Origin of the sequence: Syntrophomonas sp. UBA1041, assembly GCF_002316705.1 — a bacterium.
Classification (GTDB): Bacteria; Bacillota; Syntrophomonadia; order Syntrophomonadales; family Syntrophomonadaceae; genus DTU019.
Genome location: NZ_DCEA01000072.1, coordinates 23,906 through 36,026, shown reverse-complemented (window position 1 = coordinate 36,026; position 12,121 = coordinate 23,906). Strand labels below are relative to the sequence as shown.

Annotated in this window: 14 protein-coding genes, 1 tRNA gene and 1 riboswitch; of the genes, 7 read left to right on the top strand and 8 right to left on the bottom strand. The window is 48.4% G+C overall.

All coding sequences use genetic code 11. The features are described from left to right. Positions 1 to 37 precede the first annotated feature (37 nt). Positions 38 to 1,096 (bottom strand): hypothetical protein, encoded by a 1,059-nt coding sequence (locus B2633_RS11465; protein WP_483170800.1) that lies wholly within the window; start codon positions 1,094 to 1,096, stop codon positions 38 to 40. Positions 1,097 to 1,369: 273 nt separating this feature from the next. Further along, positions 1,370 to 2,038 carry a nuclease-related domain-containing protein gene (locus B2633_RS11460; protein WP_481037799.1) on the bottom strand — a complete coding sequence of 223 codons (669 nt, stop codon included), beginning with the start codon at positions 2,036 to 2,038 and terminating at the stop codon, positions 1,370 to 1,372. Between the two features lie 261 nt (positions 2,039 to 2,299). Between B2633_RS11460 and B2633_RS11455 the strand changes: the two genes are divergently transcribed. From B2633_RS11455 to B2633_RS11430, 6 genes are all read left to right on the top strand, one after another. Further along, positions 2,300 to 2,384, top strand: a tRNA-Leu gene (locus B2633_RS11455). Positions 2,385 to 2,660: 276 nt separating this feature from the next. Continuing rightward, positions 2,661 to 2,765: riboswitch (SAM riboswitch) on the top strand. 68 nt (positions 2,766 to 2,833) lie between these two features. Beyond that, positions 2,834 to 3,856, top strand: a complete 1,023-nt coding sequence (locus B2633_RS11450) for a methionine ABC transporter ATP-binding protein (protein WP_481037797.1) — start codon at positions 2,834 to 2,836, stop codon at positions 3,854 to 3,856. Between the two features lie 3 nt (positions 3,857 to 3,859). After that, a complete protein-coding gene (locus B2633_RS11445) occupies positions 3,860 to 4,573 on the top strand; it encodes a methionine ABC transporter permease (protein WP_483170835.1) in 714 nt (237 codons plus the stop codon). A gap of 7 nt (positions 4,574 to 4,580) precedes the next feature. Further along, on the top strand, positions 4,581 to 5,411 hold the full coding sequence (locus B2633_RS11440; RefSeq protein WP_483170799.1) for a MetQ/NlpA family ABC transporter substrate-binding protein: 831 nt from the start codon (positions 4,581 to 4,583) through the stop codon (positions 5,409 to 5,411). Between the two features lie 401 nt (positions 5,412 to 5,812). Further along, the gene (locus B2633_RS11435; protein ID WP_483170798.1) at positions 5,813 to 6,406 is read left to right on the top strand and encodes a hypothetical protein; all 594 of its coding nucleotides are present in this window, start codon (positions 5,813 to 5,815) and stop codon (positions 6,404 to 6,406) included. Between the two features lie 53 nt (positions 6,407 to 6,459). Next, entirely contained in the window at positions 6,460 to 6,705 is a 246-nt protein-coding gene (locus B2633_RS11430) for a hypothetical protein (RefSeq protein WP_483170797.1), read from the top strand. A 687-nt stretch (positions 6,706 to 7,392) separates the two neighbouring features. On the opposite strand, the gene B2633_RS11425 is transcribed toward B2633_RS11430, so the two are convergent. The 3 genes from B2633_RS11425 to B2633_RS11415 are packed head-to-tail and all read right to left on the bottom strand — an operon-like array spanning position 7,393 to position 8,368. Continuing rightward, positions 7,393 to 7,749, bottom strand: a complete 357-nt coding sequence (locus B2633_RS11425) for a phage holin (RefSeq protein WP_483170795.1) — start codon at positions 7,747 to 7,749, stop codon at positions 7,393 to 7,395. 50 nt (positions 7,750 to 7,799) lie between these two features. Further along, the gene (locus B2633_RS11420; RefSeq protein ID WP_483170794.1) at positions 7,800 to 8,105 is read right to left on the bottom strand and encodes a hypothetical protein; all 306 of its coding nucleotides are present in this window, start codon (positions 8,103 to 8,105) and stop codon (positions 7,800 to 7,802) included. Continuing rightward, a complete protein-coding gene (locus B2633_RS11415; RefSeq protein WP_483170793.1) occupies positions 8,102 to 8,368 on the bottom strand; it encodes a hypothetical protein in 267 nt (88 codons plus the stop codon). Before B2633_RS11415 ends, B2633_RS11420 begins: the two co-directional genes overlap by 4 nt. A 253-nt stretch (positions 8,369 to 8,621) precedes the next feature. Here B2633_RS11415 and B2633_RS11410 point away from each other — a divergent pair, with 253 nt between their 5' ends. Next, the gene (locus B2633_RS11410; RefSeq protein WP_483170791.1) at positions 8,622 to 9,953 is read left to right on the top strand and encodes a hemolysin family protein; all 1,332 of its coding nucleotides are present in this window, start codon (positions 8,622 to 8,624) and stop codon (positions 9,951 to 9,953) included. Here B2633_RS11410 and hisIE read toward each other — a convergent pair. Genes hisIE through hisA form a run of 3 tightly spaced genes read right to left on the bottom strand, consistent with a single transcriptional unit; the run spans position 9,950 to position 12,108 of the window. Then, the gene (gene hisIE, locus B2633_RS11405) at positions 9,950 to 10,603 is read right to left on the bottom strand and encodes a bifunctional phosphoribosyl-AMP cyclohydrolase/phosphoribosyl-ATP diphosphatase HisIE (protein ID WP_483170790.1); all 654 of its coding nucleotides are present in this window, start codon (positions 10,601 to 10,603) and stop codon (positions 9,950 to 9,952) included. The two genes, B2633_RS11410 and hisIE, sit on opposite strands and share 4 nt — an antisense overlap. Beyond that, positions 10,596 to 11,360, bottom strand: coding sequence for an imidazole glycerol phosphate synthase subunit HisF (gene hisF / locus B2633_RS11400; protein ID WP_483170789.1), 765 nt, complete (start codon positions 11,358 to 11,360; stop codon positions 10,596 to 10,598). Before hisF ends, hisIE begins: the two co-directional genes overlap by 8 nt. Before the next feature lie 13 nt (positions 11,361 to 11,373). Then, a complete protein-coding gene (gene hisA / locus B2633_RS11395) occupies positions 11,374 to 12,108 on the bottom strand; it encodes a 1-(5-phosphoribosyl)-5-[(5-phosphoribosylamino)methylideneamino]imidazole-4-carboxamide isomerase (RefSeq protein ID WP_483170788.1) in 735 nt (244 codons plus the stop codon). Positions 12,109 to 12,121: the final 13 nt, after the last annotated feature.

The following is a 12,121-nucleotide window of genomic DNA, read 5'->3' as shown; positions in this document are numbered from 1 at the left end:
AGCCCGGGCTTATTTATTGTCCCGGACCCTGCTCGGGCTACTGGCTTTGTTGTGCTGAGCTCTGACCGCCATTCTGGCCCCCTCCTTTATTATCAGTGAGCTTTTTCCTCAAATCCTCCAGGTTTTGCATGGCGATCTCGGTTTTTATCAACACCAGCTGTTTTTGTTTCAGTTCAACCGCACGCTTTACATCTGTCAGAGCATACTCAGTTTTGGTGAAAGTTTCGCTATTCTTGCCTTCATCCTTCATCTTCAGCATCTCCCATTGCTGGGTCAGGCTGCTGGCATGCGGCTGGGCCGCATCCCATTGCAATCCATTGGCAAGGGCTGCGGTCATCATAACTTCATATTTCACGCGATAATACGGCGGAGGTAATTTGGATTTAAGCACCGCAGCCATATCTGAATAGGAGTGGTATAACTCTATTGCGCCCAGCAGACTTTCTTTCGCCTTCCGGTCGCTGATATTCATGGTGAGTTCTTCCATGGTTTTTTCAAACTTATCTCTGATTTCCGGATTCAATCCCGCTCTTATAGCTTCCGGCTCCAGGCTGTTCCACTGTTGATTGATTTTTTTGATGCTTTCTTGTTCTTTTGTCCAATTATTCGTACTCTGTTGGTTGGCCTGAACAGTTGATTGTTGGCGGTTGTTTTGCTGTCCTTGCTGCTGTTGGTCTTGCTGCTGTCCCTGTTGACCCTGTTGTTGCTGCTGCTGTTGCTGGCCGTTTTGTTGCTGCTGTTCCTGATTTTGCTGACCGCTCTGCTGGGTGCCCTGCTCTTGTCCCTGTTGCCCTGCCTGCTGCTGATCCTGCTGGCCTTGCTGTTGCATCGGCTGCGAACCGGCGGCAGTCTGCCCGCCCTGCTGTTGTTGCTGGGCCGGCATCTCGACAAAATTTACTTTTTGGCCAATGGTCATGATCAGAGCATCGGTCTCGTTCACAATCTGGGCGAAGCTTTCAGGCTCTTTAGTTTCAGTTTGAGTGTTTTCCCCCTGCGGCTTCTGTTCCGCCCCCTTTTTAGAACAACCGGCCATAGCAGTCATGAATAGCAATAACAACAGCAGGATTGCAGGTTTATAATAACGGCAGGTTCTCATAAGGTCACCTCATTATACAGGTTTTCCAATAAAATCAGCTTGATTATAAATTTAGATTATCCAGAACCGCGGTCATTCATTCTGAGCGCAAAAAAAGGGGAGAGTACTCTCTCCCCTCGGATTATTCTGTTGCTAATCCACAACTTTTTTCCAATCCACCGCTTTTGACCTCATGGGTCAGGCTGCTGCTAGCGGTGAACCCAGATTTGTTTAAGAAACTACCGCCCTACCAAGCGGCTGTGCTGCAGGTCATTATGTAATAGCCTGCAATACCTAATTGGCTTTAGCCATCTGATTCATGCTCTCTATCTTGCGACATATCTTTTTTATAGTGCGGGGGTATATTACCACACTCCCCTGCCGGTAATTCTTGATATAGTCCACCAGTTGATGCCGGCCTAGAATCGGGACTTCTAGCTTCTTTTTCTGATTCTGCCGTAAAGTGATATTGTCGCAGGATAGGACGATGATACCCTGAGTGGGTAGATTCTTAACTCCTACTACCTTCATTAAAAATCCGCGCAGTCTGTATTCGTGTGAATCAACCTGGCCTATCGGATTAGTTATCATTTTTGAATAGCCACTCTTCTTGTGAAGAATCCAGTTGTCTTTGCTGTCGATGTCGATAATTCCGCCCCGTTCGCCACCATAGTTTTTGGTCTCGATATGAAATATTCCATTAGGGCCGACAACTACTGTGTCATATTCATTCGTGTGTTCCGAATCAGGACCCAGTCTGATGTTGTGAAAAACCTGATACCTAGATTTTGGGCTTTCCAGGCTGCCCATAACCGCGCGAACCTTGTGCTCGCCTCTGTCTCCGCTGGCCATGATCTGCTTCTTGATCTCGTTCTTCTTATCACGCTTGCGAACCGCATAAAAGAAGTAGATGGCTGCGATCAAAACCACCACAATGGGAGACAGCGTAATCCAAATATTCACTTTTCTCTCCTTTCCTTTTATTATTCCTGGAAACTATATCACTTTTAATTATAGACATATCCTGGCTTAATGCAAATGCCCCGGCAAAAAATATCTTGACAAAATGCCAATCAGCATTATATGTTAGCACTTTAATATCCGCGGCCGAATTGGAAGAGGTCCGAGCGTTTTGGAGCCGGTCGCCATTATATGACCGCCTTAAAGGGCTTCAGTTGAAATAAATGCACAATCAAGGTATAATACTCAGGTACAAATTAATCTGCGGATGTGGCGGAATTGGCAGACGCACCAGACTTAGGATCTGGCGGGTAACACCGTGGGGGTTCGAGTCCCTTCATCCGCACCATGGAAATAGAAAGGAGGAGAGCCTCCTTTTTTTGATTCTAATGATAAATGCAGCAAGACGGCCCGCTTTTTCTTCAGGGCCGGCTTTTTGATATTCATTATATAGATAGCCGGGATTGAAGCACCGGTTGTTTAGGCCCAGCTCTTATCGCGAGCCGGAGCGGTTATGTTCAGACCGTGAAAAACCAGCATTCCTGCACACAGTATGCCCAGGTTCATTGACGCGATAAAGACCGCTATGCTAAGATTAATTGAGTTTAAAATAAGCACATAATTATTCTTATCCAGAGCGGCCGAGGGACAGGCCCTATGACGCCCGGCAACCAGCCAATTAATGGCAATGGTGCTAACTCCTGCAGATGAAATGTCTGGCAGATAAGCATGAGAATTAGTCATCTTGCCTCTTTGCATTAGACAAAGAGGCCTTTTGTTTGTTGGGAGGACGTCTTTTTGATTGAGATCAAGAATCTAGCCAAGATATATCATACCGCTCATCAAGACATAGTGGCTTTAGATGATGTGAGCTTATCTGTAAATCGGGGAGAAATTTTCGGTATCATCGGCTTGAGCGGTGCTGGAAAAAGCACTTTGATCAGGTGCATAAACATGCTGGAAAAGCCTACTCAGGGTTCAATAATAGTGGACGGCCAGGATATCACCGCTTTAAAACAGAAAGAACTGCGGGCAGCCCGGCAGAAGATCGGCATCATTTTTCAGCAGTTTAATTTGCTCTCTTCCCGGACTGTTTTCGACAATATCATGTTCCCTCTGGAGATTGCCCAGGTTCCCGCCAAAGCAGCCCGGGACAGAGTCAACCAGCTTTTGGAGATGGTGGGTCTTGTCGATAAGGCTAAGGTTTATCCGGATCAGCTTAGCGGCGGTCAGAAACAGCGGGTCGGCATAGCCCGGGCCTTAGCCAATGACCCCAAAATTCTATTGTCCGATGAGGCTACCTCGGCACTGGACCCGCAAACCACCCGTTCCATATTGAAGCTCTTGAAGGATATAAACCAACAGCTTAACCTCACCATCCTGTTGATCACCCATGATATGAACGTAATCAAGCAGATCTGCGACCGGGTAGCGGTGATCAATAATTCCAGGATCGAGGAAGTGGGCGACGTGCTGTCCATTTTCTCCAATCCCGGCACCCCGACCTCGCAAAGCTTTATCAAGGCCATCATTAATAAAGATGACCCTGAAGAATATAAACATGATCTCTTGAAAGAACACGGCAGCAAGTTTTCCAAACTGATCAGGGTTTCTTTTATCGGGGCTTCCGCCGGTGATCCCATTATTTCAGCCATGATTAAGAGGTTTGATGTGGATGCCAACATATTGCACGGCAATATCGACCGGGTCAAGGATGTTCCCTTTGGGCACCTGACCCTGGAATTGATAGGATCCCGGGAAGGGGTACATCAATCCATGCAGTTCCTGCAAAATAACGGTCTGGATATAGAGGTGTTATAAATGATGATGTATGCATTCGGTTTAACTGCCAATACGGTGTTAAACACCTTTTGGGCTGAAAACTCCTGGATCGCGGAAAAACTGCTGACAGCCACCTGGGAAACGATGTATATGGTGTTGATATCCACCGCTCTCAGCTATCTGCTGGGTTTGCCCCTGGGAGTGATTCTGGTTACCACTGAGGCGGGCCATGTTCTGGAGAATAAATGGGTCAATTATATTCTGGGCGTTATTGTTAATGCTACTCGTTCTATACCCTTCATCATTTTCTTAATCCTGGTAATCCCCTTTACCCGCCTGGTGGTGGGAACCCCTATAGGTACGGTCGCCTCCATGGTGCCGCTGACCCTGGCCGCAATACCTTTTGTAGCACGCATGGTGGAAACCTCCTTGAAGGAGATTCATTGGGGATTGATTGAGGCGGCTGTGTCAATGGGAGCCAATGCCTGGCAGGTCATCAGCAAGGTGTTGATCCCTGAAGCCATGCCCTCTATTATTCTAGGAGTCGCCATAACTACCATCAACCTGGTAGGTTATTCGGCAATGGCTGGCATAGTGGGAGGAGGTGGATTGGGAACGCTGGCTTATTACTACGGCTATCAGCGTTATGAGGATTTAATCATGTGGGCTACCGTCATTGTACTTATTCTATTTGTTCAGTGTATTCAAATCGCGGGTGACGGAATGGCAGCCCGGATCATTAACAAGAGGAGGTAATAACTACATGAAGAGAGGCTTAATACTTATTGCATGCCTTTTATTGCTGCTCACCAGTGTGGTAGGATGCAGCAATCAACAGCCTGCAGCAGAGGGTGACAAAAACGCGCAGCCAGCCGCAACCAAGCTGGTGGTCGGGGCTACTGCAAAACCCCATGCCGAGATTCTGGAAGTGGTCAAGCCCCTGTTGGCCAAGGAAAATGTTGACCTGGAAATCAAGGTGTTTACAGATTATGTATTATTGAATCCATCCTTGAAAGACGGACAAATTGACGCCAACTTTTTTCAGCACATTCCTTATCTGGATGATTACAATGCCAAGAATAATGCTGATTTAGTGTGGACAGTCAAGGTGCACAATGAGCCCATGGGAGTCTATTCCAAGAAAATAAAGAATCTGGATGAACTGACCACTGGCGCCAAAGTAGGCATTCCTAATGATGCCACTAATGGCGGCCGGGCTTTGATGGTGCTGGAGCAGGCTAAATTGATCACTCTTAAAGAGGGAGCAGGGGTAACCGCAACTGAAAATGATATTATTGAGAATCCCAAGAAAATAGCCATCATCGCCATGGATGCGGCTATGCTGCCCAGAACCCTTGAAGATGCTGATATCTGCGTCATCAATAGCAACTATGCCCTGGAAGGCAATCTCAATCCGGTGACCGACGCCATTTTCTCAGAGCCCAAGGATTCACCGTTCGCCAATGTTCTGGCGGTGAGACCGGCGGATAAAGACAAAGAAGCTATCGTAAAACTTGGCAAAGCCCTGCAATCTCCAGAAGTCAAGAAATTCCTGGAGGATAACTATGCAGGCAGTTGTGTGCCTTCCTTCTAAAACTTTGCCCCATTACAATTAATTCTTAAGACTTTTCGCGTGACTGCTGGGTGTCAAACACTCAGCAGTTATTTTATTGCCAGATATAGTCACTATTGTTCCATAACTGTATCATGCTTGTTCCGGCCGGATATATCCGCAACACTTTTACTACACCATCGATGATTCTGTATGGCATCTGCTTGTTACAGGTTTCACAGACAAATGCCTAAATCTGGGACTTTACACCTCGTTTTAATTATTTCTTTCACAAAGAATGTCAAGGTGGCACGCAAATTGCTTAATTGATTGGCAAATAACAAATCAGTCGGTAGTAACCCGGAATTCTAACTCGTCATGATGTGATGTCGCAACGAAATTGGACATACCAGGCAGGAATAAACCTGAAAGGAGGGAGATCAGTGAAAGCCATGGAACAAGCAGCCGCGAAAACAGCTGACAAGCCGAAACAGGTAGCGGTTAAAAAGGAGCCGGGCCTTGATGTCAAAGTCTTCGGCACACTGGGCAAGATAGGCCAATGCCCCCGAAATGTTAACGATGTTTATTCATTAGGCACTACACTGCAGCATTACATTGAATCCAGATACCTCGAATTGGCTAGTTTAAATCAGTGGCCGGACAAGGATCTTTGTAAAGATCTAGCTGAGAAACAGCTTGAAGGCAAGCGCCAGGTTGATGTGCTGAGACTGGCCAACCTTAATCAATTACTGATCTATTTTTATGATAATGGCGGACCGATTATTGAGGATCCTGTGCCAGAGCAGGAAACCCGCATGATTATGCCGTTTTTTAACAGGATAATGATAAATTTCGAAAAGCACATCCACGCTGTATTAATGTCGGCGATTAAAGGCAAAACCCCTTCCGGAAATCTGGAAGCTTGTGTTAACGGGGTGCTGATTTCCACTTATAGCGCTATAAGTGACCTGTATCAGGATACAACCATGCAAAATGCCTTTATGGAACTGGCAGATGTCACGCGCCAGTTTGCATAAAGATTATGTTTCTTTTAGTTTCGACCTGAATAAGAAAGCGGGTGAACCACGTTATGTTAAATCGGAAAGAAGTAATCATGCGCTATGCGGCTTGCTTAATCCTATACTTTCTGTCCGGCAGTCAAATTGTAACCGGATGGGCAGGAACCATGTGCGGGGTATTAGGCACAATTGAACTGGCTACCGCCTTACTGCGCTACTCTCCTCTGCATGAGGCTCTTAGCATGTTGCGTCCCATCAAACAGAGGGAAATTACTTTCGCTAACAACTTGAGCGTTCCCGGACATAGAGCACCATAACCCTTCATTTTGCTATAAACAGTTAAAGCGGGCGGCCCCCCTCAAGCCGTCCGCTTTGACTGTTTATAGCTGCATGTAATGTTCGGGCCCCGCACTGTGCCGAGCCCTGAGCGATCATCTTCACAGAACTGAATAAAATAAGCTTCCGGGTTGTTGCTGTCCGAATGAGATAACTTATTCTGATACACATAACCCGATCGGCATAACAGGCAATAGAAAGGCCAGCATATGCACTCTCGTGCCCGCCGGCCTTCCTACGTTGTGTAGTTGTACAAGAGAGGTGATCCTCCTTTGTTTTGTCACCCCGGTCCCAGGATACGCATTGTCTGGCAACAACTGCGGCCTGCTTCTGATTGCTAACAGTGCTCTTGACAGCAATGTCAGTCAAGCATACTGTTTACCTCGATGAGGTTTACCCGATCCTCCCACACATTCATAGTATCTCCCGGTCTAAACCGGTTACACCTCGCCTACATTGCAGTTATCTATCGGCACTTGCCTTTCCAAAAACTACATTGCGACCTCTGTGTGGAGATTTTATCCGGGCCTATTTTCTCAGTGCCATCAGAACTTCCAGGGTGTTCCAGGCTACAACTTCCTGGTAATTTTATAATAATGTAGTAATCGGATCAAAGTCAATAAAACAAGTACGTTGTGAATGCTTTCTTTTTCTTAATAGGTGATCCCTTACTGCAGCTGTTTATGCCATTCAGAGGCAAATTCGTCCTTCAACTGGCGCAAGGCCGCTTCAATGAGGCCTTTTATTTCGGTTTCACTAACGTTGAACCCGTACTGGTCTACTTGTTCGGCCAACCATGACGCCGCTTTATTAAACTTTTCTTCTCCATGCAGATCCTGGTAAGTCTGTTCTGCAAAACGGACCGCTATTAAAGCCAATGCTTTCTTATTGGTGATAGCTTCGTTAACCTGAGCCATTTTCTGCAGCCCCAGATACCTTCTAATGAGCTCCACCACCATAACAGCTATCACCGGTATCACCAGGGATAGAAAACTATAGGCCAGATTAATTAAAGCTGTGTCCATTTTACTCCCTCCTTATAATAAGTCCGTTTAAAAAACAGCTAAAGGTAGCCCTATGGCCTTGTATCGTTCTTTGGCGAAGATACTGCCTTACGCTGCGCCATGAGCTTTTCCTTTACCAGTGTACTGGTTATTTCCTGGCCAAAATATCCACCCAGGATTACTGCCATCAGATAACCGACTGCTTTTACCAGTTCCAATGCCTGGGGGTCGCCCAGAGCCTGATAACAGATATAGAAAAATCCACTGGAGAAAAATATCGCCAGGAGATCCTTAAAACTGAATTCATCTGCTCGTGAATAGAAGCTGGGAACGCAGACTTTATCGTTTAACCCGGGTTCTGCTCCGTTATTGTTCATAACCGTTTCTCCCGTCGCGCGTAGGCCACCAACTCATCCAACTTGGCTTCCTGCCGGGTCAAAGTTACTCCGATCATATTCTCCAGTCGGTTTAAGGCCTCGGTATTATTTTCGATCACCTCTGTTATCGCGACGACCGTTTTGGCCATATCGGCCTTTTCTCCTCTCTGAACCCACAAACCGATCATCTGGGCAAACAGATAAACCAAGCCCGCCACTGCGAAAAAGGCGATACCGTATTCTGCTAATGACTCACCCGGCACGTTCTGCCACCACCTTTCATAATTACCAGCTATCCATCTTCTTTAATAAAATATTCTTTGTTTTAGTTATTGGTGCCAATAATGGATTAATTGGAGGTTTTATCCTTTATAATGGTATTAAGTCATCTGTTTCCAATTAAAGAAGCGATGATTTGCTTTAAACAGGCCGGACGATGGGCATGAGGTCCTTATTGAAGGCACATATTAAATATGAGGCTTAAAAGCGAGGTATTATTATTTGATAGACACTGCAATGATTTACGCTATTCTGAAAATTGCACTGGCTCTGTTGCTGGTTGTTCTCAACGGTATTTTTGTGGCTGCCGAGTTTGCCTTTGTCAAAGTGCGTCCCACCAGGCTGGCTCAGCTGGCTGAGGAGGGCAACCGCCAGGCCAGGCTGGCCAAGGATTGTATCGACAAACTGGATGCTTATCTGTCAGTCAGCCAGCTGGGAATCACTCTGGCCAGTCTGGGTTTGGGCTGGTTGGGAGAACCGGCGGTGGCCGCCCTGCTGACCCCGGTATTATATAAATGGGGGCTTATTTCACCGGCTCTGGCTCACACGATCAGTTTTGTGGTCTCTTTCGGATTTATAACCTTTTTACATGTGGTGTTCGGGGAATTGGCCCCCAAATCACTGGCGATACAAAGGGCCGAGTCCCTTTCTTTATGGCTGGCTTTACCGATGCGGGTGTTTTACACCCTTTTCTACCCGGCGGTGTTGCTGCTCAATGGAACCGCCAACCAGACCTTGCGCCTGATGGGTATTCAGTTGAGCAGCGAGGCCGAAATGACCCACAGCGGTGAAGAATTGCGCATGATCATCGCCGAGAGTTTCAGAGGCGGGCAGATCAACGAGAATGAACAGGAGCTTTTACAGAATGTATTTCTGTTTGAGGAGACTACTGCTGAGGAAATCATGGTACCCCGGACTGAAGTGGTATTTCTGGACACCCGCCTGGAGTTGAAAGAGAATATTGAGATAGCACGGCAGACTCAGCATACCCGTTATCCCCTTTGCGAAGGCAGTCCCGACCGGGTGATCGGTCTGGTCCACATCAAGGACCTGCTCTATATGGATCCGGACACAGCCAGCATTCAGGATATATCCCGGCCGATCATGTATGTTCCGGAATTTATGCCCCTGGATCGCTTGCTGACTGACTTCCAGAAAAATCACCAGCATCTCGCCGCGGTGATTGACGAATATGGAGGCACCTCTGGTATCGTGACCATGGATAATGTTCTGGAGGTTCTGGTGGGGGATATTCAGGATGAGTTCGATGCTGAAGAGCCTGAGGTGGTCAAGCAGGCCGACGGCACCTACCTGGTCAGCGGGCGTATGCATATTGATGATGCCGCTGGTAGGTTTCACCTCGGGGTGACCGATGATGAATCCTACAATACCCTGGCCGGCTTCATACTGGAACGCCTGGGCCGCTACCCACAGGTAGGCGACTGCATCGGGTTGGAGAACGTAAGTCTGGAAGTTGTAGAAATGCTGGATAACAGCATTAGAAAAGTAAAGATTTATCCACACAAAAAAAACCAGCCTAAACCGGATAGAGCCAAACAGACTGGTTAACGCCGTGACCTCAGTTCGGCAAAAACGTCGCTCAATTCTACTCCCTGCTCCACCAGCAGGACCAGGAGATGGTATATTAAATCTGCGGCTTCGTATACTACTTCGGTTTTTTCCCGGTTTTTGGCGGCGATGATGACCTCGGCGCTTTCCTCGCCGATCTTTTTGAGGATTTTATCCAGACCTTTACTGAACAGATAGCTGGTATAGGAGTTTTCCGGCATGGTAAGCTGCCGTTCGCGAATCACGTCAATTAATTCAAAAAGCACTCCGGGGCCTTCCAAACCAGGGCGAAACCATTCCTCCACATTAAAAACCTGGGATAACACTTCTTCTCCCTCAATATTGCGGTAGAAGCAGCTATAATGCCCGGTATGGCAAGCCGCGCCGATCTGACGGACTGTTATCAACAGGCAATCCTGATCGCAGTCAAAGAGGATTTCTTCGACCTCCTGTACATGGCCGGAAGTCTCGCCCTTCATCCATAAACGCTGCCGGCTGCGGGAGAAGAACCAGGTTTTTCCCGTATCCAAGGTCTTCTGCAGGGCGGTTTCGTTCATATAGGCCACCATTAACACCTGACCGGTTGTGGCGTCCTGAATCACGGCCGGCACCAGGCCGCCTTGTTTTTCAAAGTTGATCTGCTCAATCATTTCGTACTGCAACTCCTTTGTCCCTCAAGAATTGTTTGGCCTCTCTTATGGTATATTCACGATAGTGAAAAATGGAAGCGCATAACACCGCATCGGCGTGTCCGTCATGCACGGCCTCGTAAAGGTGCTCCAGATTGCCGGCGCCCCCCGAAGCGATGACCGGTATCCCGGCATGGTCGCTGATGGCGGCTGTCAATTCCAGGTCATAACCGTCCTTGGTGCCGTCTTTATCCATGCTGGTCAGGAGGATCTCTCCAGCGCCAAGGGCTTCAACCTGTCTGGCCCATTGCAGCGCATCCATCCCGGTCGGTATTTTACCGCCGTTGATGAAGACCTCCCAGCCTTCCGCCTCGCTGCGGCGGCGGGCATCGATGGCCACCACTATGCACTGGCTGCCAAAACGCCGCGCCCCATCTGAAATCAGACCCGGATCGCGTACTGCGGCCGAATTGATCGACACCTTATCAGCTCCGGCCGTCAGCAGGCTGCGTATATCATCGATACTGCTGATGCCGCCGCCCACGGCAAAGGGGATAAACACCTCCCGGGCGGTATTCCTGACCACTTCAATCATGGTTTTGCGCTGTTCATGGGAAGCACTGATGTCCAGGAAAACCAGTTCATCGGCGCCTTCCTTATCATAGAAGGCGGCTAACTTGACCGGATCACCGGCATCCCGCAGGTCAACGAAGTTTATGCCTTTAACCACCCTGCCCTGGTGAACATCAAGACAGGGGATAATCCTTTTTGCCAGCATCTCCAATCCCCCTCTAAGCGCCTGCCCTGGCCAGAGCCAGCGCCTGGCCCAGATCCAGTTTGCCGTCATATAAAGCCTTGCCTACTATGGCTCCATCCATTCCCCAAGGGGTCAGGGCCTGCAGGGCCTTGATATTTTCCAGACTGGAAACGCCCCCGGAAGCGATGATACGCAGCCCGGTCTGTTCCAGCATGATTCTGATGGCCTCTACATTAGGGCCGTTAAGCTTTCCGTCCCGGCTGATGTCGGTATAGACCGCAGTGCGAATACCCAGGGCATGCATGCTTTGACCGAATTCCACCGCATCGAGATCAGAGACTTGAACCCAGCCCTGCACCGCCACCTTGCCATCCCGGGCGTCTATTCCCAGGACGATGCGTTCCGGACCGAACCTATCCAATAATTCCTTAACGAAATCGGGACTGGTCACAGCCCTGGTTCCAATAATAACCCGCGCTGCCCCCAGACTCAGGGTCTGCTCCACATCCTTTATGCCGCGCAGGCCGCCGCCCACCTGAAAAGGGATTTCAACCCCTGCAGCAACAGCCCGGATGGCAGCCCGGTTCTTAGGCAGGCCTTCAAAAGCCCCATCCAGGTCGACTATATGCAGATAGCCTGCTCCAGCCGCCTGAAAATCCCGGGCTACCTGCCCGGGGTCGCTGGAATAAACTGTTTTTTGATCGGCTCGCCCCTCAACCAAGCGAACACAGTGGCCATCTTTCAAGTCGATGGCCGGATATATCATCATCACTCTAAACCTC